Here is a 23,775-nt window from a genome sequence, read left to right as displayed (position 1 = left end):
CCGCTGCTTAATGCATCGCGATGTTTGCTGAATAAAGAGAACAAGATTATGAGCACTCCACCAAAACCTATTATCCTCACTGGCGATCGCCCTACCGGCCCACTGCACTTGGGCCACTTTGTCGGCAGCCTGCGCAATCGTGTCAGCTATCAGCATGAATACAAGCAATATGTAATGCTGGCCGATGCCCAGGCCCTGACCGACAACATGGATGACATCGACAAGGTGCACCGCAACGTGATTGAGGTTGCCCTGGATTACCTGGCAGTCGGTATTGACCCCAAGCTCTCCACCATATTTATCCAGTCACAGGTTCCTGAACTTACCGAGCTGGCATTCTATTATCTCAACCTGGTGACAGTTGCCCGACTAGAGCGCAATCCCACAGTCAAGGAAGAAATCCGCCTGCGCGATTTTGAGCGCGACATTCCGGCTGGCTTCCTGACTTACCCTGTAAGCCAAGCAGCAGACATTACCGCATTCAAGGCTTCACTTGTGCCGGTGGGTGAAGACCAGATCCCGATGATAGAGCAGACCAACGAGATAGTGCGCCGCTTCAACCGCCTGTACAAAAATGCCACAACAAAAAGCGAGATATTGGTTGAGGCAAAAGCATTGGTGCCCGAACTGGGCCGCCTGCCTGGTATTGATGGCAAGGCCAAGATGAGCAAATCACTGGGCAACGTTATCAATCTTGGTGCCACAGCTGACGAAGTTACCAAGGCTGTAAAGAAAGTCTATACCGATCCCTTACACCTGAAAGTTGAAGACCCCGGCCACATTGCAGGCAACATAGCCTTCACTTACCTGGATGCTTTTGATACCGATAAAGCTGCCATTGCAGAACTGAAAGCCCACTATACCCGCGGCGGCCTCGCGGACAGTATTGTGAAAAAGCGTCTGGAGGCTGTGCTGCAGGAATTGCTGGAGCCAATCCGCACTCGCCGTGCAGAACTGGCAGAAGATAAAGGTTACATATTGCAGCTGTTACGCTCAGGCACTGAACAGGCACGAGAAGTCGCGGCCAAGACCACAGATGAGGTCAAGGCAGCATTAGGGCTTAACTATTTCTGATCTGCATTAACACTGTTCAACTGAATGACATCAGCGGCCTTTTCAGGCCGCTTTTTTATTATGTGCAACTCCAATGCTCCACCGAGCACGGTGACACGAAGTCATTCCTATACATCTACCCAAACAGAATATAAAATGATAATTATTTGCAAATAAACATCTAGCACTATCATTTTCATGCCAGCCCCTCAATTCTCTCGAGATGTATTCCACCATCTTTACAGCAGCCATCATTCCTGGTTGCTTAGCTGGTTACGACGCAAGGTCAAGGAAACAGAACAAGCGGCAGATTTGGCACAAGATACTTTCTTGAGCATCCTCAATGCCGATAACATGCAGGATATACGGGAACCGCGACCATTTCTTGCCACAATTGCCCGACGTCTGGTGGCAAACTACCACAGGCGACAAATCATTGAAGAAGCTTATCTGGATGCACTGGCCTCTCTGCCTGAAGCACAAGCCCACTCCCCTGAAGAACGTGCGCTGGCACTGGAATTGTTGCAGCAGATAGATCAAGCATTGAACAGCCTGCCTCATCGAGCCAAGCAGGCTTTCTTGCTCGCACATCTTGAAGGATTATCCTATGCAGAAATTGCCGAGGTGCTGCAGGTGTCCACCAGCTCGGTCAAGCAATACCTCAGCCGTGCTAACCAGCATTGCTTTTTCTCTATGCTGTAATCCGCCATGCCTCCGCCCAGCTTTTCACCAGAAGTTTCCAAGGCAGCAGCAGAATGGCTCACCCTCAGCATGGATCAAGGGCTCAGCTCGCAAGATGCAGAACGATTACGCCAATGGCGGCATGCAGATCCGGAACATGAACGTGCCTGGCAGCATATTGAACACATGAGCACCAACCTGCATCGTCTGAATGGCAACGCCGCTTACCAGACTTTATCCAAATTACACTCCACCTCAAGGCGCTCCACCCTCAAATCCTTGGCCTGGTTAGGCTTGTTAACCAGCGGTGGCATGCTCTCCAGCAAAACTGAATCATGGCAGCTTCATATGGCCGATTACAGCACTGGCACAGGAGAGCTGAAAGAACTCCAGCTGGAAGATGGCACCCGGATCGTGCTGAATACGCGCAGTGCAATTGATGTTCACTTGACCAGCACCCAGCGCACGGTCACTTTGCGTAGCGGTGAAGTCATGGTAACAACAGGCCACCTGCATGGAGATATACGCCCATTTAAGCTCGCTACCATCCACGGCAATATCCAGCCGCTGGGAACGCAGTTCACCGTCAGGCTCAACAACCATAATACGCAGGTGACTGTACTTGAGGGGGCAGTCAACATCGCGCCCAAACAAGGAGCGGGCACCATCATCCAGGCAGATCAACACACTTGGTTTTCAGCCAATCAAGTCCACGCCGTGACTAAAGCACCCGCCCAGACAGCAGCGTGGAGCAAAGGCCAGTTGTTCGCCACCAATATGCGCCTGGGCGATTTGGCACAAGAACTTGAACGCTATCGTCCCGGTTTCATCCTGTGTGATGAGCAGGTAGCAGACCTGAAAATTTCAGGAGTATTCGCCCTCAATGACACCTCACAAGCCCTCGAAGCCATCACCAACTCACTCCCCGTCAATATCGTCTATCGCACCCGTTACTGGGTGCGTATCACAGCCAGCGACCCTAGTTAAATTAGTCATTGAAGACATCCTAAAAAAATTCTTGAAAAACTCTGCCCGATTCTCATTCTCAAGTGACCTCCCTGATGTAGTGCATTAATCAACAATCAGGGAATAACATGAAACGAGTTCATTACAAACAGAGCACACTGCAGCTTGCATTGCTCATCGCATTGCAGACAGGTTTACATCAAGCTGCCATTGCGGAAGAGTCTTCAGGTGCCGCACAGGTAGCCACCAAACAATATGCCATCCCGGCTGGTGAGCTAACAACGTCGCTACAAACCCTTGCCAGTGAATCAGGCGTAATCCTTACCTTCACACCAGAACAAACTGCGGGTAAACAATCCAAAAGCCTCAATGGCCGTTACACTGTAGAACAGGCATTCGACACCCTGCTGACAGGCACCGGACTTGCGGCAAAAAAGAACCCGAATAACCAGTATTCCCTGATCAAAAGCCCAAGTCTTTCCCCCTCACCCCAGACAAGTGCTACCACCCAGCTACCTGAGGTTGCAGTCACCACGCATGCAGAATCTGCAACCAAGCTACCACCTGATTACGCAGGCGGGCAGACAGCGCGCGGTGGGCGGCTAGGCTTACTGGGCAACAAGGATATCCTGGATACGCCTTTCAGCGTCACTCAATACACCGCCAAGCTGATCGAAGATCAGCAGGCACAAAGCATAGGCGATGTGCTTGTGAACGATCCATCGGTTCGTAATACTTACTCACGTAGTTCGGGGCGCGATGAATTCAACATTCGAGGCTTCACGCTTTTTAACTATGATGTGCTCTACAACGGTCTCTATGGCGTTACTCCGCGCAACACCAGCTCACTGATTGGTATTGAACGTGTGGAAGTACTGCGAGGCCCCAATGCTCTACTGAATGGCATGGCGCCTGCCGGCTCGGTTGGTGGTTCGATTAACTTGGTGCCTAAACGCGCGGGTACTACGCCCCTCAATCGCCTGACACTATCCTATATTGATGATAACCAGTTGGGGAGCCATATTGACGTTGCCCGCCGCTTTGGCGGAGAGCAACAGCTAGGTGTTCGTGTCAACGCGATGACCAGCTCCGGCGATACCCCCGTTGATAACGCAAATGAAAGCCTGGATGCAATTGCCATCGGAGTGGACTTCCAGGGTGAGCGTGTGCGTATCGAAGGTGATTTTAACTATCAACACCGTAATACCCAAGGCCGCGGTGGCCTGCTATTTGCTCCTTCAACAGGCAAGATTTCTTCTGCACCAGATGCCGATAAAAACTTCATCCAACAATGGACCTATTGGAAAACCAATGAAGTATCAGGTGCTGTACGTGCTGAGTTCGATATAACCCCTGCGTGGACTATTTATGGTGCACTTGGTGGCAAAGAATATGACTTCAAAAGCCTGCAAACGCAGATGCAGTTACGGGATACACATGGTCTGCTAGCTTTCAGGCCTTATCGCCTTGATGAAGCCATCAAGAATCTTTCGGCGGAAGCAGGAGTTAAAGGCAAGTTCACCACCGGGCCAGTTGAACATGAATTGGTTTTCAGCATCAACAGCTTTTCTCAAGAAAACAGATTGTTACGCTCTCCCAACGTCGCCTTTTCATTTTCCAATATCTACTCTCCAATAAGTTTTAGCGAACCGATCCTGGCGCTGAATGGCAATCTGCCGAAGACAAGTGAATCTCGGCTTCGTAGCCTGGCCATTGCAGACACCATTTCCCTGGCAGACCGCAAGGTGCAACTCACTCTTGGTGCCCGGCTTCAGCAAGTCGAAGCTTCAAACTTCAATGGCACTACCGGTATCAGGACTGATCATTACGACAAATCTGACTTAACACCTGCTATTGCGCTCGTGATCAGACCCACAGACCAACTGTCTTTCTACGGCAATTACATTGAGGCACTGAACCAGGGGTCGACAGCCCCTAATGGCACGACTAATGCTGGCCAAATGTTTGCCCCTGCAGTATCCAAACAGCACGAGGCTGGCGTTAAATATGATTTCGGAAGATTTGCTACCACTCTGAGCGTATTTCAGATTGAACGTCCAGCCGGATTTACCAACCCTGTCACGCAACGGTTTGATATGGACGGAGAACAGCGCAATCGTGGCATTGAGCTGATTACCCAAGGCGAAGCTATTGATCATCTGCGTTTGCTAGGTGGCCTATCCTGGACCCAGGGCAAGCTCACCCAAACAGAAAGCGGCACTAACGATGGTAATACAGCCCCCGCGGTGCCCAAGCTGCAATTCAATATTGCCGGTGAATGGGATATCCCTTCCATTCCAGGATTGACATTGACCGCCCGTATGTTGCACACCAGCCCACAATATGTAAATGCTGCAAATACACAAAAGATCCCAACCTGGACGCGTTATGACCTCGGAGCACGATATGCATTTGTTGCCGGAAAAACACCCATCACCGTCAGGGGTACAATCGAGAACCTGTTCGATAAGAATTATTGGCTATCTGCAGCGCGAGAAGGTTTGACGGTAGGTGCGCCACGCACTGTCTTGCTCTCTGTCACTGCGGATTTTTAAGTGTAAGCATCGCGGCTGGCATGCAGCGGAACACCAATCGCATGCTTATCAATTCAGCCTTAACTCACAATGCCCTGCTGAGCAGGGCATTGTGGATTCAAGATTGTCTAAATCAACTTAGATTAATGAGGTGTGTGGCATGAATGCTCCTCTCATGCCTCAATTCAACGAAATTGCCCAATCAGAGCTCTCTGCTTAATCAAAATAAGTCATACGCCCTCATATCCCAACAAGCTTCCAAACCCCAGCCACTGCGAGTTGGGTTATAATTCAAGGTTTTATGGATCATGAGCCATGAGCCGTGGATTTGTAAAAGAGGATGATCTGGAGCACGCAGGCACGGATCTGCCTGAACGCCCCATTAGCGGACAAGCCAATTATGTAACGCCTGTTGGGCTAAAGCAGTTGGCAGATGCGGCTGGCAAACTTGAAGCAGAACGCTCTCCCTTGGTCTCCCGCAAGGATGATCCTGTGGCCCAGCAAAGGCTGGCGATGATAGACCGTGATCTTCGTTATCTGCATGCACGACTGGAATCCGCTGTACTGGTTGACCCACATCAGCAACACTCAGATACGGTGTTATTTGGGGCCACGGTAAAAGTGGAAGATGAAGTCGGGGATACGCACACTTTTATGATCGTAGGCGAAGATGAAGCCGATATCGCCACCAACAGTGTGAGTTGGGTGTCTCCCCTGGCCCGAGCCCTGCTTAACCAGAAAATTGGGGACAGCGTGACATGGCAACGCCCGCTTGGTGATCTTGAACTAGAAATTATTGATATCCGTTATTGAAAGAATTCAACAAGATGAATGTAATCAATGCAATCGAGACTCGCCGCTCGGTTAAGGCATATGATGCCAGCCATACGATGTCTGAGGCAGAGATTGAACAACTAATGTCGCTGGCAGTGCTCTCCCCGACTGCGTTCAATATCCAGAACTGGCGTTTTGTCCTGGTCCAGGATCCTGAGTTGCGCCAGCAAGTGCGCGCGGTGAGCTGGGGACAAGCCCAGGTCACTGAAGCTTCCTTACTGGTGGTATTAACTGCGGACTTGAATGCCTGGGATAAGGAACCACGCCGATACTGGCGCCATGCAGAGCAGCCGGTGCAGGATTACCTGGTCAATGCCATCGGCAACTATTACCGCGATAAACCCCAGGTGCAACGTGATGAAGCCATGCGTTCTTGTGGCATGGCAGCCACGACGCTGATGCTGGCAGCCAAGGCTATGGGCTATGACTCTTGCCCCATGGATGGTTTTGATTTTGATGCCGTAGCCAAATTATTGAACCTGCCAAGCGACCATACGCCTGTCATGTATGTGGTGATCGGTAAAGGAATCAAGGAAGCCAACCCTCGCGGTGGGCAACTGGCACTGGACGAAGTCGTTATTCGCAACAAATTCAAATAAACACAGATCATTACACCCAGAACATTTTAGGCTTTTTAGGAAAACACCGTGTTAATCAGTAATAACATCACCATGCAGTTTGGCGCGAAGCCATTATTCGAAAACGTCTCCGTCAAGTTCGGCGATGGCAACCGTTACGGCCTGATTGGGGCCAACGGCTGTGGTAAATCAACCTATATGAAAATTCTGGCCGGTGTGCTGGAGCCAACATCGGGCAATATCGCGCTGGATAGCAATGAGCGTATGGCCTTTTTGCGCCAGGACCAGTTTGCCTATGAAGATCAGCGTGTGATTGACGTGGTGATGATGGGCCATGAGCAGATGTGGAAAGCCAATGTAGAAAAGAACGAAATCTACATGAACCCGGAAGCCACCGAAGACGACTATATGCGTGCCGCCGAGCTGGAGGGCGTTTATGCAGAATATGACGGCTATACCGCAGAAGCTCGCGCAGGGGAATTACTGCTAGGTGTGGGCATCCCCATTGAACAGCATACTGGCCCCATGAGCGCTGTTGCTCCAGGCTGGAAACTACGCGTATTGCTGGTACAGGCCCTGTTTGCCAACCCGGACATCCTGCTGCTGGATGAGCCCACAAACAACCTGGACATCAACACGATACGCTGGCTGGAAGACGTGCTGAACAACCGTGATTGCACCATGATCATCATCTCGCATGATCGTCACTTCCTGAACCAGGTATGTACCCATACCGCGGATATGGACTACAGCAAGCTGACGGTCTATCCAGGCAACTATGATGACTACATGGAAGCCTCGACCCAGGCACGTGCACAACAGGCCAAGGACAATGCCAAGGCCAAGCAACAGATTGCCGACTTGCAAGAATTCGTGCGCCGCTTCTCTGCCAACGCCTCCAAAGCCAAGCAGGCCACCAGCCGTGCCAAGCAGATCGACAAGATCAAGATTGAGGAATTCAAGCCTTCCAGCCGTCAATATCCATTCATCCGCTTTGAATATGATGAGCGTGAAAAACTGCACCGTAATGCCGTGGAGCTGAAAAAAGTCAGCCATGGCTTTGATCGCCCATTGTTCAACGATGTGGAACTCATCTTTGAAGCCGGTGAAAAAGTGGCCATTATTGGTGAGAACGGTATTGGTAAAACCACATTCCTGCGTTGCCTGGCAGGGGATTTAACACCGCAGCATGGTGAGATCAAATGGACTGACAAAGCCAAGCTGGGCTATTTTGCACAGGATCACGAATACGCATTTGAAGAAGACCTCAATCTGTTCGACTGGATGTCACAATTTACTCAGCAAGGCGACGATGATCAGTCAGTGCGCAGCATGCTGGGGCGTTTGTTGTTCTCCGGTGAAGATACCAAGAAGTTTGTCAAAGTCCTGTCCGGTGGTGAAAAAGGCCGCATGCTGTATGGCCAGTTGATGCTGGCACGCACCAATGTGCTGCTGATGGATGAACCCACCAACCACATGGACATGGAATCCATTGAGGCGCTCAATACTGCATTGGACAAGTACAAGGGCACGCTATTCTTTGTCAGTCATGACCGTGAATTCGTCAGCTCACTAGCCACGCGCATTATTGAAATCAAGGCCGATGGCATTACAGACTTCAGTGGAAATTATGAAGACTATCTTGCAAGTCAGGGTGTTGAGTAATGAAGATGTAGTACGCGCATGATAAAAAAAGGATTGCTACGCAATCCTTTTTTTATGTCTACCCCTTCTCATCCAGTAATCCTATCTGCAAACTCTTCTGCCACCTGTCTGAGCTGATCCTGAATCGCCACCAAAGCATCAATCATTTCAGGATCGAAATGGGTTCCGCGCTCTTCCACCATCATCTGGATGGCAACCTCATGGGGGATAGGCCCCTTGTACACACGTTCGCTGATCAAGGCATCATAGACATCCGCAATCGCCATCAAGCGTGCGGACAGGGGAATATTCTCACCACTCAAGCCATCTGGATACCCGGAACCATCCCAGTGCTCATGATGCCACATGGCAATTTCACGCGCACATTGCAGAAAGTTGTTTTTACGCCCTATCAGTTTCTCTGCATCAATCAAGGCATTTGCGCCCAACTTGGAATGCGTTTTCATGACCTCATACTCTTCCTCGCTTAATGGGCCAGGCTTGAGCAGAATTCGATCAGGAATACCGACCTTGCCAATATCGTGCAAGGGAGCGGACTTATAGTACATATCAATCACCGCTGGTGTCAGCATGGCGGCATATTTAGGTTGCTCACATAGCTTTTCAGCAATCAACTTCACGTAGGTCTGGGTCCGGCGTATGTGATTACCTGTTTCGTTATCCCGGGTTTCTGCCAGAGAAGCCAAAGCAAAGATGGTGACATCCTGAGTCAAGGCAATCTCGCGGGTACGTTGTTCTACTTGATACTCCAGAAAACGCCGCTGATCATTGAGGAACAAATGCGTTTGTATCCGTGCCAGCACAATGGGGGGGCTGATCGGCTTCACAATATAATCGACAGCGCCTACGTCAAATCCGCGCTGCTCATCTTCCATGTGAATTTTGGCTGTGAGGAAAATAACCGGGATATGTTCTGTCAGGGGATTGGCCTTGAGCTGACGACAGACTTCATAACCATCCACATCAGGCATCATGATATCCAGCAATATCAATGATGGCTGCGGCTGTGACTGAGCTACCCTCAGGCCGTCAGCCCCTTTTGTCGTGACCTTGACATAATAAAACTCCCTCAGTAAGGCATTGATAACAGAAAGATTCTCAGGCGCATCATCAATGACCAGAATTGTTTGTTTGTTGATGTTATCCGGAATTTCATTCATTGCGTTTATCCTGATCGTCTAATGAGGAGTTGTCGCCAATAGAGGTTTTAATAATAACAGAGCAGCATCAAAGTCATAAAAACTGATAAGTTCAGTTAATTTCTGGTGTTGTTGATGCGGCAGAATCGCTTTCAAGGTTGCACGCTCTGCCTCAATATAATCCTGCACAGAGGCATCCCGTGCTTCCAGGTATTGGTTGATCTGCTGCAAGACTGCATTCCCATGCTGCTTACTGACTGTTTGTAGCGGTATTACATGTTGCTGATGTTGCCCCAATACCGGTGCCAAGGCCTCAATGGCATCTGCCAGGGTTGATTCAAGCAAATCCACTGCCAGCTCAACTCCCACTGTTTCTCTTAATGAACGCTCCAATTCTGCAGCGGCCTCGGCTAATGCCATGGCCCCCAGATTACTGGCAACGCCTTTTAAATTGTGGGCTAAGCGTACGCCATCTTCCGTTCTGCCCTCCTCCAGTGCCTGGCGTATTTCAACGGCTACATTCGCCTGGGTAGCGGCAAACTGCTTCAATAGCCGGATATACAACTCCTGGTTGCCTGCGACTCGGCGCAGGGCATCGGACACATTAAATCCTTGAATTTCAAGCAAAGAATATCCTCCTGTTTCTGAAACCATCAATGATGTATCTCCCTGCTTGTGGGGATGCAGGTAAGACAAGGTCTGATAGAGTAAATCGGGGTCTATCGGCTTGGTGATATGCCCTGCCATGCCAAGATCAATGCAACGCTGACGTTCTTCAAGTGTGGCGTGAGCCGTCATGGCAATCACCGGCAGATGATCAAACCGCGCATCCGAACGAATCGCCGTAGTGGCCGCATAGCCATCCATCACTGGCATTTGCAGATCCATCAGCACCACATCATAGCCAGCGGGTGTTGCGATCAGCTTATCCAGTGCCACCTGACCATTGTCAGCAATATCAACCACCGCCCCTACCGACTGTAAGAGCTCACTGGCAATCTGCTGGTTAATGTCGTTATCCTCGACCACCAACAAACGCATGCCGCTCAGATCATAGATTGAATTAGGCAAGGCATATGACTGCTCAGACACCACCGAGCTGTATAAGCCCACTAGCGTATCAATCAGGGAAGACTGGCTTACCGGTTTGACCAGGAAAGCATCCAGATTCAAATCTTCAGATTCACGCCTGATCTCTTCACGCCCATAGGCCGTGACCATGATGATGGCCGGTATTTTGGACAGGCTATTATCGTGCTTGATCAGCCGCGCAGCTTCCATGCCGGATAAGCCGGGCATTTTCCAGTCCATCAATACCAAGTCTATCGGCTGCTGATGCTGCAACTCCCTGACCAGCGCCACCGCTTCACTACCGGAGCTGGCATAACTCAGTCTAAACGGCAGAAAACTCAGCTGTCCCGCCAATATGCCGCGTGCCACCGAGTTGTCATCCACAATCAAGACATGCAGGTCATTCAGCTCATTAATGAGGATATAAGGCTTCGCTGGAGCACCATTGCCAAACCAGGAGGTGAAGGTAAAGGTAGAACCCTGCCCTGGAACGCTAGTCACCCAGATATCGCCGCCCATCATGCCAACCAGACGTTTACATATGGTTAGACCCAGTCCGGTGCCACCATATTTACGCGTGGTCGATCCATCAGCTTGAGTGAAAGGCTGGAATAAACGATTGCAGGCATCGTTATCCATGCCGATACCAGAATCAATCACAAAAAACTGCAGCTTGATTTGCTGATCATTGGAGTCCAGCAACTGACATCGAATGATGACTTCCCCTTCGTGCGTAAACTTGATCGCATTGCTGACCAGGTTCAGCAATATCTGCCCCAGGCGCAAGGGATCGCCTATCAGGTTGCGCGGCACATCGTCAGCCACATCGAAAAGTAGCTCCAGCCCGCCATCACTCGCGGCATGAGCCAGAGTATTGGTCACACTGTTGAGCACCTGATCAAGCGAAAACTCGATCTGCTCAAGATCCATACGCCCGGACTCAATCTTGCTGAAATCCAGAATATCGTTGATCACTGAGAGTAATGACATCCCGGCACTATGGATCTTGCCGAGATAATCACGCTGCTTGGGCGTCAGCTCTGTTTTTAAGGCGAGATGCGCCAGGCCAATGACAGCATTCATTGGGGTACGGATTTCATGGCTCATATTGGCAAGGAACATGGACTTCGCCAGGGTAGCCTCCTCTGCAGCATCTCGAGCCTGCCTCAGTTGCTCCTCAACCTTGCGCTTTTCTGTAATGTCCTCGAACTGCCAGACACTATGATGTTCTGGATCATTCGCATCGACCGCATGCCCGAATATACGGCACCAGAATTGGCTACCATCCTTGCGTATGAACTGATGCTCATCGGTATAGGTTTCTCCCCGACGCAACACCTCATAGCCTAGCGCACCCACTTGCTGGTATCCCTGGTCAGTGGAAAACCAATCCCGGGTAGAGCGACCCATCAACTCGCCTTTCGCATACCCCAGCATGCGTTCAAAATTGCGGTTGCACTGGATAACCTTACGGTTTTTCAGCTCAATAATGCCAAGTGGAGCGGAGTCCAGAATCGCCTTCTGTTGATCAATCGCCACACTCAGGGCATTTTGCGCCTCACGCTGTGCGGTAATATCCACAATTGAGCCTACCATGCCCCCCGGCGATCCGTCTGGCAAATGAAAGCCACTCACCCAATACAGGACTTGATGTATCTGGCCATCGGCCAGTTCCAGGGAAAGCGCTTTGTGAATGGTGGCCCCCGTCTTGATTACATGCTCATCTTCCTTCTGATAAGCCACTCTATCCTCGTAAGGCAGGAACTCCAGCTCCAGTACGGTTTTACCTACCATGTAATCACGGGTGACACCAAACTCATGCTCATAAGCACGATTACAGCCAAGGAAACGACTGTCTGTACCCTTGAAGAATAAAGGACTGGGAATGTTATCAATCAGTTGTTGCAGGAACATACTTTGGGATTTGGTTTCAAGATCAGTACGCTTACGCTCGGTAATATCCTCAACATACCCACTGTAAAAAAGCACCCCACCCAAGCCACGCTTGGGGATTGCTCGTACATGCAGCCAATGAATTCCATCATCCAGATGAACACGAAACTCGCCTTCCCACAGTCGCTGCCTGCGCTTCGCCTGGCGCAACTCTTCCACCAGCTTGGGCTTATCTTCATGTATCACATGGATAAATGCGTTTTCCCACTTCTCCGTCATGCTGTCGGCTGAGACACCCAACATCTGGCTGGCGCTTCGATTCACAAAGCTGAAACGCAAAGTACGTCCATGCGTGGAAAATGTCTGGAATACCCCGATAGGGAGGCTACCCGTCAGGTTTTCCAACAGCTCCTGGGACGCTTTCACCGCCCGCTGCTCACGCAGCATGCGATACACCAACAATCCCAATAACAAGGATATGGCAAAACCTACCGCCATGATGAACAGCACCAGCCCGGCATGATTAAGCAATAACGCAGGCCGTGGATGCACAATCAATTGCCAATCAAACCCGGCCAGTTTAAAAGGCAGGGCAATATCGAAATTATCATGTTGATAAGGACGGCTAAAATCGAATGACTTCAGATCACTGTCCCGCCCGATCACATGGAATATGGGCTGCTGAAAGTTATTACTATCCAGCAGGAAAACATCCACACCAAGCAATTCCGCTTTTTGTTCCACCTCCTGGAACAGCTTATCCAGCGATAAGCGACCTAACACATAGCCTTTAAGATTCTGGTTGGTTTTGGTTAAGATGGACTCATTGTCAAACACGGGCACATGCACCAACAAAACCGAAGCATGCTGATTGCCAGCACTTGCCTCTATCACAGAAGCCGTCACCTCAACCCCATCATCAATCGCACTCCTGACGGCATCCAGATCGGTAGTGGATACTGCCGTATCTATCCCCACTAGTGATGGGGCAGCGGCTTTCAGGCCTATCATTTCAGTGTAAAAAATCGGGAAATATTCAGAGCGTGTAGTGGCTGGCACATAGCGGCCACTCGCTGGATCCAGCTGCAGGAAATTAAATTCGGTCAAGCCATCCTTGCGCGCGGCATCAATATATTGTTGCCGCTGCGCAGCCGTCACCCTGGGTCGCCATTGCAGTTCATCAAGCAAGGGACTATTGGCAATGGCACGAAGAGAAAATTCGCGGAACTCACGACGACTGACCGATTGACTCGCATTGAACAGCCAGGCCGTCGTCTGTACGAAATCAACAGCATGCTGTAATTCGGAATGTATGGTGTGATGAAGCTCTTGCCCGGCGGTTTGCACCAACTCAAGCTGGCGTGAATGCAAGGCAGAGTTGTAATACTGGGCGCGCGCGAGAAGCGCAGTAATGACCACGCCAAAGATAAACACGCTGAATGCCAATATCCGGTCATGCTGTATCTTAACCATAAGCACTTTCGTAGATTCCGTCTCTTATTATTCAGCGGCTTAAGCCACCATTTTGTCGACTATGCTTGTTACTGGTATTTACAATCCATCCATGCCAAGGCGCATGGCTGACTGACGAGTACTGTTTATTATTTGATGACCTTTAGAGCCAGGCAGCCATTCCTCATGCAGAAAAGCAGACTACCAGTTTATTATTACCGGCAAAACCTGCCAGAACTTTAATTTTATTACCATCCAGCGCGATCACCGGGCAAAATGCCGCTCGGCAAAAGTTGCCAAACCACATGCCACACTCCCATGCATATTGCCGGAAACAAACGGAATGGCATCGCCCATGACGTTGCGTATGACTTGCTGAATCACCGGTGACACAGCAGATCCACCGGTCAGATAAATTTTGTCGATGACAGTGTCACTGGCCTGACATGCATCCTCAATCACTTTGCGGATTTTCTCGGTAGATCGATCTATCGCCTGGCGAAAATCCTCACGTGACACACTGATGGTCAGGTCGTCTTCGATATAGTCCAGACTAAAATCATGACTTACGGTATCGGATAATGCAATCTTGGCCATTTCTGCACTTCTCACCAGGTGATTGCTCAGCTTGTGTAGCCAGACCTGATGCAAACGCTGACGGGCTGCATCTGCCTTGCCGTGCACTGGCATCTCAAAGCGTGAATAAAACGCCTGCTGGCTGGGAATGCTATTGACGGAGATCGCATCATAGGCTTTGTTGTGCAGCTCATCCGTATCTTTGCCAAACCAGGGCATGATGCTGTGCCAGCCAAGATTGATATCAAGATCCACCCCCCCAATCCGGTTGCCGGTATACGCCAGCAAATCGTCATCGCGGTTTTTCTTCATATTGAATGAAGGCCCCACCTTAACCACGGAGCAATCCGTCGTCCCTCCACCCACATCGACCACCAGCAACACCTCATCCGCATCCAGGGTCTGCTCATAATCCAGCGCCGCGGCCAGTGGCTCATACATAAATATGATGTCATCCAGTCCAGCCTGCCCCGCAGCCTGTTCCATGATGCCTAATGCCTGACGATCGCCCTTCTCGCCATGAATCCCATGATAACGGATAGGCCGGCCTATCACTGCCTGCCTGATCTCTTCCTGATAATAAGCACGCCCCTGCTCCAGGATATGCGTCATCATCTTGGCAATAATGATCTGGAAAAAATCCAGTTGATCCTTATTCAGGTCACTGCCGAGAAATACCTTGGGCGACTTCATGAATAGTCCATCCCCAGGATTACGGATATAAGCATCTATCGCCTCGGTTCCATACAACAGCCCCTGGGCATTGCCCAACTGCTGACGAATGGTCAGTGATTCATAGTCTTCCTGCAACTCATGTTCGGGAATCGCACGGTAAATCGCTGAAGGCAGATAATGACTGCTCCCCTCAAGAATGGCCTGCACCACTTGACCACCCCTGATAATACCAATGGAAGAATTAGACGTACCGTAATCGATGCCACAATGCATTATTCACAACCCATGACTGCCTGACCCAGGCTTTAATTCAAAGCGCAGTATTATACGCCTAGGTGCAACAGACTTGAGATTCCGCACTAAGCATCATCATGGGCGTGCTACACTCAATACTCGGTTTTAGCGACATCATTCACCCCACTTAACCTTCAGCATCCGTATTAATCCTGCCCCATCTTTATACATGAACCCGCATTCCAAAGCGCAACTACTTCAGGGCATACTCTGCATGTGTGGCGCCATTTTCCTGTTTGCAGGCAGTGACGCACTTTCCAAATACCTGGTTGGATTTTATGCTGTGGTGATGGTGATCTGGGTACGCTATGTGATCCATAGCAGCCTCATGCTGGCAGTGCTCTTGCCGCGCAAGGGCGTATCCATCTTCAAGACGCAGCGCCCGGGCCTGCAATTAATGCGTGGGCTATGCATGGTGGGCACCAATATGCTGTTCATTTCAGCATTACGCTATATCCCGCTGGCTGAAGGCACAGCTATTATTTACCTGACCCCACTGATTGTGACAGCGCTCTCAGGCCCATTGCTCGGTGAACGTGTCACGCCACTACAATGGATTGCCGTTTCGCTGGGGTTTATCGGCGTGCTGGTGATATTGAGACCAGGTGGAGCGCTTTTCACCCCCATCAGCATATTGGCGATAGGGGCAGCATGCACCTTTAGCCTGTATCAATTAATCACGCGCAAGCTCAACGCCACCGATAGCTCTGCCACCACCAACCTCATCAGCGGCCTCATTGGCAGCGCAATGCTCGGCTGTATCGCCCCCTTCTTCTGGCAGACACCTAACGCCTACCATGCGCTATTATTATTGGGATTAGGCATTTCAGCCTTAGCCAGCCACCTGCTGATGACAGAAGCATACCGCCATACCAACCCATCAACTCTGGCGCCATTTACCTATGGTCAGTTGATATTTGCAGGACTGATCGGCTACCTGGCATTTGGCCACGTGCCAGATATTTACGGACTGATCGGCATCGCGATTATCTGTGCCAGTGGCATGCTGGTGTTCTGGCATAAACCTGAAAGCGCGGCTATTGAGGCAGTGAAGGATCCACTGTAAGTGGCCTAACGTAGTTCATTATTGGCGGAGAGGAAGGGATTCGAACCCTTGATACGCTTTCACGTATGCCTGATTTCGAGTCAGGTACATTCAACCAGCTCTGCCACCTCTCCGGGAGGCGGATTATAGCTTAGCAGGCATATCAAGTAAATTTCAGACGTCAAAATCCAGCGCATGAATAAGAACTAAAATGAGCTCAGACTGGACAAATAGTCCAATCTTTAGGAAACTTGATCGGATGCGCTCACTGGTCCTTATTTTTTTGATGCTGTTGCTCATGGGCTGTAAAGAGTCGCCAAAGCCTCTTTCAGACCCCAGGCAAAGCAAGGAAATCATTGTGGTGACACACAATGGTCCCAGCACTTATTACTACAGTGGCAGCAATCAATATGCAGGGCTGGAGTACGATCTTGTCAGGAATTTTGTCAAGGAACTGGGGCCGGAATACAGCGTCAAGTTCCTGGTGGTGGGCAATATTTCACAGGTCATCCCCGCCCTTGTAAAACAAAAAGCGCACTTCGCCGCAGCCGATCTCAGTGTCACCCGCATGCGTGAACACATGGTGCAGTTCACCCAGCCCTACCATACCGTACAACAACAAATTGTCTTTAACAGCGAGCAGACTAAAGCCCCTGCATCGGTCAAGGATCTTATCGGCAAGCAGATTCTGATTCCTGCAGGGACCAGCTACGCTGAACGACTCCAACAGTTGAAGGAAAAAGAACCCAGGCTGCATTGGTCCGAAACGCCAAAAGCGAACTCCGATGAACTCTTGGCGCGGGTCGCTGAAGGAGAGCTGGACTATACGGTTGCAGATGGTCACTTGATTGCACTGGTGCAGAACTATTATCCCAACCTTGGTGCGCGCATGCCTCTAGGCAAGCCTGAACAAGTGGCATGGGCGTTTGCCAAAACCAGTGACAAGTGGCTGTATGATAAGGCCAATGCCTATTTTGACCGTATCAAGAAAGACGGTACCCTGCGCAACCTGATAGACCGTTACTACGGTCATGCAGATCGATTGAAACCAGTGGATGTCACCAGTTTCATGCAACGCTCAGAGTCGCTGCTGCCACAATACAGACCGATCTTCCATGAAGCGCAGGAATTGACTGGACTGGATTGGCGCTTGATTGCTGCGATTGGCTACCAGGAATCCCACTGGGACAGGTTCAATACCTCGCCTACCAATGTTCGGGGCATCATGATGCTTACTGAAGATACGGCTGACCGGCTGGGTGTCACTGACCGGCTGGATGCACGGCAGAGCATTATTGCCGGGGCACGCTATGTGCTTATGTTGAAGGACTTGATCCCGGATTCAGTTCATGAGCCTGACCGTACCTGGATGGCGCTGGCAGCTTATAACATAGGTTATGCCCACCTGCAGGATGCCCGTATTTTGGCCACACGGCTAAAATTGAACCCGGATCGCTGGGTGGATATTAAAAAAACCCTGCCCATGCTAAACAAGGAAGAATATTACTCAACGCTCAAATATGGCTATGCCCGTGGTGGGGCACCAGTAGTATTTGTTGAGTCAGTGCGTACCTATCATAAGATACTGGTGAAGCGCGAGCCGCGACATTCTCCCATTTTCCCCAGCTTTGAAGTGGCAGGGCTCAGTGGCTATGGCAACAATATAAGCCAGGAATGAGTCGTTTACTGCGCAATGAATATGCCGGTATCGTTATAAAATAAGGGCTGAGAAGCCTTATAAGAAAGTACATTCGATTCTATGCACGCCGTAGCCTTCATACAGGATCTGGCTGTCATCATGCTGGTGGCAGGCATGGTCACCATTCTATTCCACCGCATGAAGCAGCCGGTGGTGCTGGGCTACATATTAGCCGGGTTGATCATTGGCCCGCACACTCCGCCCTTCCCTCTGATCCATGACAACCACACCATAGAAATTCTGGCAGAACTGGGGATTGTGTTTCTCATGTTCTCGCTTGGACTGGAGTTCAGCCTGCGCAAATTACGCGCTGTTGGTGCCACAGCCGTCGTCGCAGCACTGGTCGAGATTGTTGTTATGGTCTGGCTCGGTTACGAGATTGGTAGCTACTTCGGCTGGAAAGCCATGGATTCGATTTTCCTCGGCGCCATGATTGCGATTTCCTCGACCACCATCATCGTCAAGGCGCTGGATGAACTCAACATGAAGCATGAGCGCTTTGCCCAGCTGATTTTTGGTGTGCTGATTGTGGAGGATATTCTTGGCATTGGCATTATTGCCTTGCTTTCCGGCATTGCAGCGACTGGTCACGTATCTACCCTGGATGCAGCAGCCACTATCTCAAAGCTGACCTTATTTATGGTGGTAGCCCTGGTGTTGGGCATTATCCTGGTGCCCAAGCTGCTGGAGTATGTAGCCAGCTTCAAGCGTGATGAAATGCTCTTGATCACGATTCTCGGCCTGTGCTTCGGCTTCTGCCTGCTTGTGATACAACTGGACTACAGCGTAGCGCTGGGCGCCTTCATGATAGGTGCGATCATGGCTGAATCGCGGCGCATCAGGGCCATTGAGCGACTGATTGCACCCATACGCGATATGTTCAGCGCCATTTTCTTTGTTGCCATCGGGCTGATGCTGGATCCGAATATCATCATCGAATACGCAAAGCCTATCCTGGTCGTCATTCTGGTGATCATTTTTGGCAAAATATTGTCGTGTAGCCTGGGTGCCATGGCGGCAGGTAATGATGGTCGTACGTCTTTACGCGTCGGTATGGGCTTATCCCAAATTGGCGAGTTCTCATTCATCATCGCCTCACTCGGGCTGACACTGGGCGTGACCAGCCCATTTCTCTACCCGATTGCCGTTGCGGCTTCCGTGATTACCACACTGACCACGCCTTATTTGATCAAGGCGGCAGATCCGCTGTCCATGTCCATTTCTCGCAAAATGCCCGAGAAGATATCGCAATTTTTCAGGCTCTATAGCAACTGGCTATCCACCAGCCATGCACCCGATAGTGACAGTGCTATCCTGGCCAATATATATCGCAAACTCCTGCTGCAAGTGTTTGTGAATTTATGCATGGTTAGCGCTTTGCTGCTTGGCGCGGTATGGCTGGTGAATGCGCATTTGATCAAGCTACCTTCCGCCCTGCATGATCAGCTCTGGCAACAGGCACTAGCCTGGGGGATCACGTTATTGCTGTCCGCACCGTTCCTGATCGCGGCATTCAGGAAACTGCAATCCCTGGGCTTGTTATTGGCAGACCACAGCACGCAAGGCATGAGTGGAAATGATAGTCCACGTGTACAGCGCTTCATTGCCAAGACAGTGAATGTAGTTGCCGTCATCGGCATGACGATACTGATCCTCACCCTCAGTCACAGCATCATGCCGCCAATCAAGGTACTCCTCTTAGTGCTGGTGATCGTGGCAGGCCTGGTGGCATTGTTGTGGCGCTGGTTTGTCATGCTGCATTACCGTATGCAGATTGCCTTGATAGAAACGTTGAACCAGGAAAAAGAAGACCATTAAAAAGCCTCGTGATGCGACATGCATGACGAGGCTTTTGATGAGCTAGGCAGGTTGTGCCTCGGATGTGATTTACAGCGGGCGTATCACGTCCAGGCCACCCATATAAGGCCGCAAGACCTCAGGTACTGTCACGCTGCCATCCGCCTGCTGGTTATTCTCAAGCACGGCCACCAGGGTGCGGCCTACCGCCAGCCCGGAACCATTGAGGGTATGTAACAACTCCGTCTTGCCACTTTCATTGCGAAAGCGGGCTTGCAGGCGACGTGCCTGGAAAGCTTCGCAATTGGAGACAGAAGAAATCTCGCGGTAAGTATCCTGTGCAGGCAACCAAACTTCAAGATCGTAGGTCTTGCTGGCACCAAAGCCCATATCGCCGGTGCACAGGGACACCACCCGATAAGGTAACTCCAGCGAGTTCAAGATGTATTCAGCATGCCCGACCATAGTTTCCAGCGCTTCATAACTCTGATCAGGATGGGTGATCTGCACCATTTCCACTTTGTCGAACTGATGCTGACGGATCATGCCACGCGTATCACGGCCATAAGAACCGGCCTCTGAACGGAAACATGGCGTATGCGCGGTCAGCTTGATTGGCAACGTGTTCAGCGCCACAATCTCATCCCGTACGGTATTGGTCAGCGTGACTTCCGAGGTGGGAATCAGGTAAAGCGTCTCGCCCTCCCCTTCCTGGCCACCCTTTTGCGTCGCAAACAAATCAGCTTCAAACTTGGGTAACTGGCCAGTGCCACGCAAACTTTCAGCATTAACCATATAAGGGGTATAGCATTCGGTGTAGCCATGCTTTTCAGTCTGTGTATCCAGCATGAACTGGGCAAGCGCACGATGCAAACGCGCAATCGGGCCACGCATCAGGGTAAAGCGTGCACCAGCCAGTTTGGCGCCGGTATCAAAGTCCAACCCTAGCGGTGTACCAATATCAGTGTGATCCTTGATCTCGAAATCAAAGCTGCGTGGTGTGCCTATCCTGCGGACTTCTACGTTGTCGGCCTCTGACTTCCCCACAGGTACGCTCTCATGCGGAAGATTAGGCACGCTCAGCAACAGGTTCTGCAACTCATTCTGTATGGTGGCAAGCCGCTCTTCATCAGCTTTCAGCTGAGCGCCCAAACCAGCGACTTCCGCCAGAATCGATGCCACATCCTCACCCTTGGATTTGGCAATACCCACCTGTTTGGAACTAGTATTCCGTTTGGCTTGCAAATCCTGGGTGCGGGTTTGTACAGTCTTACGCTCATTTTCCAGTGCAGCAAAAGCAGCGGTATCAAACGCGTATCCACGGCTGGCAAGACGTGCCACCACCGTATCGAGGTCATTACGAAGTTGCTGGATATCTAACATGAATTTTCCTGATGTTAATGACTAAGGTATGCCACCAGTCCAAGGTGCATGAAAGCACGATGGTAATTGGCATGACCATCTGTTTTATTTTTTGCGGTTTCTTGCCAGGGCTTGCTCATCAAGCTCACGCAAATGCGCCATTTTTCACTAACTTTACCTTCGAGCCCGCGTGAGGGGGGCATATAAAATGCCATGGGTGCCAAATCGTCGGAAAAACAATCCTCAGTCGTAGTAGCAAAATTCCGGCAACAATGGAGCCCAAAGGTGATTCTATCAATAAAGTTGTTTTACATCTGAATACAGATTCTTTAGATGTGCTATTCCCAAATCTAAGATTGGCTCATACATGAACGAATTTAGATGGATGTTCTCTGGCGTCATTAGGTTAACCTGTTCCAGAGTCAAAACATCCTGCGCATCACCCAAACCTAATCTCTTGTACTCTTGAAGCAGCTTGATTGTTTGGTTTTCATTAATTGAATTAACAAAGGTTGGATTATTGATAACTTTAATCATGTGCTTTTCAGCTATTAGCCTGATTACTATTGAGAGAACAACTTTCCCTTCAAGCTCTACACTTTCTTCTTGTGCATTAAAAACAGACTCTGCTTCTTCGTTAATAACATCAATCACAGGCTTTCCTGGCGGGTTCAATGTCAACTGTTGTTTATCTGCCAGGATTTTCCTGTAAATCACACATAGATTATCAAGTGTTAGCGTATCAGTTTCAGCTTTAATATGAAGCAAAGAGGTTAGTTTAATAAATTCGGCATTCAAGCCGCAGTATTCTGCTAGGTTCCTGACAAATGGTATGGCTGAAATACAGAAAGCAGGAGTTGTAAGGTTTTCTTTCCAATGATTAAATGGATTCTTTTGGTACTTTTCTTTAGTTAGCTTTAGCTTTCTACCTGACTTCGTTGCATGTAGCTTACACTCCCGTTTTAAACCAAGTCTTCCGCTAATACTTCTGTAGAAGTCGAAATTATGGGATAGGAATAGACAAAAGAATTTACCTGACGCTGAAATATCCTTTAGATACTCAATTATCGCGTACTTGTTTTTATAATCAAACGAATCTGCAATGTCATCAATCACCAATATTGTGATGGCTCCTTGCTTAATTCTTGTCTGAATCTCAAACAAGATATTTAATATATAAAGTGCTCTACGCTCACCTTGACTCAGAACCTTCAGCAACGACTCTCTAGCAACATCACCTTCGCCATCAACATCAGAAAACTTAAAAGAAATTGTGGGTTGAGTACCTTTAAGAATCACGTCATCTTGGTTTGATACGCTCATTTTAAATGGCACAGAGAATCGCTTGTTGAATGCTTCAACGACTCCTTCCCATTCTGTTCTTTCATTGTTAGCTTGCTGGACAGCCTCTTCGATAGTAACTTTGCTTGCCCTATAGGCTTCTAGAAATTGGCCGTAGAACTCCTTCTGATCAACCAAGTATGAAATCCACAATTCTTTTTGAAGCTGCTTATAGTCCTTTAGATACGGAAGAATATGCTGATTATCAAAGAGATAATCCCTGAATTTCCTCAATTCAGCGTTTTGAATCTTCTTGTCTATCGCATCAAACTTTGAAGCAAGCTCTTTGTCAGTCAGAATCTTATTTCTTTCCTCTTCAATTTTTCCAGCAAGCTCATCAGCAGTAGTAATCTCCTTCATCCCATCTTTGGTTCGGAGATTAACTGTATGCTTAGCTTCAAAAAATCCGTTGTCCTTAAGCTGTTTATTGACAGTCGTGGCACTATAGTGATTGAACTGTTTACTGAGAACATCAGACTTAGAAACCAGTTCATTGTATTTCTGGATGTATTCTTCTAACTGGTCTGTAATTTCGCCAGAATCTAAAAGTCCGAGAGTCTTTTCATTAAAAACTTCTGCATAGACCACTGTAGAAAGCTGTGTAAGAGTACTATCCTTTATCTTCTCGTCCAACGATTCCATCAGTTCAGCAAGTGTCCTCTTACCAAAGCATTTCAGAATCTCGGTTTCAGGAGTAACTGTTCTACCTGTTAAACCTGATAACTGCTTAAGCTTCCCCAATAATGCTGATTGCTTATCTGCAATATCATTGAGAGCCTCATCATACTTTTTCTTGACATCATTATTTACAAGAAGGAGTGATGTTTTATCAGATGAGAAATCTGCATTGTATGGCTCAACAACAAATACAGAATCAGGAGCGATATCATTGCCCGTATCATTTTTAATAAACCTACTTGGTTCTCTGTCTGGAAAAATCAAATCCTTCGTTTCTCTTCTCTTAGCTAGATCATCAAATGTCTTGGAAAATGAAGTTTTCATGAAGCCGTTTGGCGCATAGATGGCATAGCTATTAGTAACATTAAAATCAAACTCATGCACTAACTCACTGATCCCATAGCAGTTCTTAAGGTCTACAGTCAGCTTCATCGTTATCCCC

Annotated in this window: 15 protein-coding genes and 1 tRNA gene; 10 read left to right on the top strand and 6 right to left on the bottom strand. The window is 49.3% G+C overall.

The window, feature by feature from the left end:
- Window positions 1–48 precede the first annotated feature (48 nt).
- From trpS to LG201_RS02060, 7 genes are all read left to right on the top strand, one after another.
- A complete protein-coding gene (gene trpS / locus LG201_RS02095) occupies window positions 49–1,074 on the top strand; it encodes a tryptophan--tRNA ligase (protein ID WP_226770525.1) in 1,026 nt (341 codons plus the stop codon).
- 177 nt (window positions 1,075–1,251) lie between these two features.
- Window positions 1,252–1,755 carry a sigma-70 family RNA polymerase sigma factor gene (locus LG201_RS02090; RefSeq protein ID WP_226770524.1) on the top strand — a complete coding sequence of 168 codons (504 nt, stop codon included), beginning with the start codon at window positions 1,252–1,254 and terminating at the stop codon, window positions 1,753–1,755.
- 6 nt (window positions 1,756–1,761) lie between these two features.
- Window positions 1,762–2,721: a FecR domain-containing protein gene (locus LG201_RS02085; RefSeq protein ID WP_226770523.1), complete on the top strand. Its 960-nt coding sequence runs from the start codon at window positions 1,762–1,764 to the stop codon at window positions 2,719–2,721.
- Between the two features lie 107 nt (window positions 2,722–2,828).
- Window positions 2,829–5,255, top strand: coding sequence for a TonB-dependent receptor (locus LG201_RS02080; protein ID WP_226770522.1), 2,427 nt, complete (start codon window positions 2,829–2,831; stop codon window positions 5,253–5,255).
- Window positions 5,256–5,549: 294 nt separating this feature from the next.
- Complete coding sequence (locus LG201_RS02075; RefSeq protein ID WP_226770521.1) at window positions 5,550–6,047, top strand: GreA/GreB family elongation factor; 498 nt, start codon at window positions 5,550–5,552, stop codon at window positions 6,045–6,047.
- 14 nt (window positions 6,048–6,061) lie between these two features.
- A complete protein-coding gene (locus tag LG201_RS02065) occupies window positions 6,062–6,667 on the top strand; it encodes a nitroreductase family protein (protein WP_264193253.1) in 606 nt (201 codons plus the stop codon).
- A gap of 48 nt (window positions 6,668–6,715) precedes the next feature.
- A complete protein-coding gene (locus LG201_RS02060; RefSeq protein WP_226770520.1) occupies window positions 6,716–8,311 on the top strand; it encodes an ABC-F family ATPase in 1,596 nt (531 codons plus the stop codon).
- A gap of 68 nt (window positions 8,312–8,379) precedes the next feature.
- Here the strand turns inward: LG201_RS02060 and LG201_RS02055 are convergent, their stop codons facing one another.
- From LG201_RS02055 to yegD, 3 genes are all read right to left on the bottom strand, one after another.
- On the bottom strand, window positions 8,380–9,471 hold the full coding sequence (locus LG201_RS02055; RefSeq protein WP_226770519.1) for a response regulator: 1,092 nt from the start codon (window positions 9,469–9,471) through the stop codon (window positions 8,380–8,382).
- Window positions 9,472–9,489: 18 nt separating this feature from the next.
- A complete protein-coding gene (locus tag LG201_RS02050; protein ID WP_226770518.1) occupies window positions 9,490–13,887 on the bottom strand; it encodes a PAS domain-containing hybrid sensor histidine kinase/response regulator in 4,398 nt (1,465 codons plus the stop codon).
- Between the two features lie 243 nt (window positions 13,888–14,130).
- Window positions 14,131–15,390 (bottom strand): molecular chaperone, encoded by a 1,260-nt coding sequence (gene yegD, locus LG201_RS02045; protein WP_226770517.1) that lies wholly within the window; start codon window positions 15,388–15,390, stop codon window positions 14,131–14,133.
- Between the two features lie 190 nt (window positions 15,391–15,580).
- Between yegD and LG201_RS02040 the strand changes: the two genes are divergently transcribed.
- Window positions 15,581–16,477, top strand: coding sequence for a DMT family transporter (locus LG201_RS02040; RefSeq protein WP_226770516.1), 897 nt, complete (start codon window positions 15,581–15,583; stop codon window positions 16,475–16,477).
- A gap of 22 nt (window positions 16,478–16,499) precedes the next feature.
- On the opposite strand, the gene LG201_RS02035 is transcribed toward LG201_RS02040, so the two are convergent.
- Window positions 16,500–16,590 (bottom strand) — tRNA-Ser (locus tag LG201_RS02035).
- 125 nt (window positions 16,591–16,715) lie between these two features.
- On the opposite strand from LG201_RS02035, the gene mltF reads away from it, so the two are divergent.
- Both mltF and LG201_RS02025 read left to right on the top strand, forming a co-directional pair.
- Window positions 16,716–18,134 (top strand): membrane-bound lytic murein transglycosylase MltF, encoded by a 1,419-nt coding sequence (mltF, locus tag LG201_RS02030; protein WP_226770515.1) that lies wholly within the window; start codon window positions 16,716–16,718, stop codon window positions 18,132–18,134.
- Between the two features lie 81 nt (window positions 18,135–18,215).
- Window positions 18,216–19,973: a cation:proton antiporter gene (locus LG201_RS02025; protein ID WP_226770514.1), complete on the top strand. Its 1,758-nt coding sequence runs from the start codon at window positions 18,216–18,218 to the stop codon at window positions 19,971–19,973.
- A 69-nt stretch (window positions 19,974–20,042) separates the two neighbouring features.
- Here LG201_RS02025 and serS read toward each other — a convergent pair whose 3' ends face one another.
- Complete coding sequence (gene serS, locus LG201_RS02020) at window positions 20,043–21,335, bottom strand: serine--tRNA ligase (RefSeq protein ID WP_226770513.1); 1,293 nt, start codon at window positions 21,333–21,335, stop codon at window positions 20,043–20,045.
- A 273-nt stretch (window positions 21,336–21,608) separates the two neighbouring features.
- The gene (locus tag LG201_RS02015; RefSeq protein ID WP_226770512.1) at window positions 21,609–23,765 is read right to left on the bottom strand and encodes an ATP-binding protein; all 2,157 of its coding nucleotides are present in this window, start codon (window positions 23,763–23,765) and stop codon (window positions 21,609–21,611) included.
- Window positions 23,766–23,775: the final 10 nt, after the last annotated feature.

The sequence above is a fragment of the Methylobacillus gramineus genome, assembly GCF_020532675.1.
Taxonomy (GTDB): Bacteria; Pseudomonadota; Gammaproteobacteria; order Burkholderiales; family Methylophilaceae; genus Methylobacillus; species Methylobacillus gramineus.
Note: the sequence above shows the minus strand (reverse complement) of the source record. Positions and strands in the feature narration are given on the sequence as shown.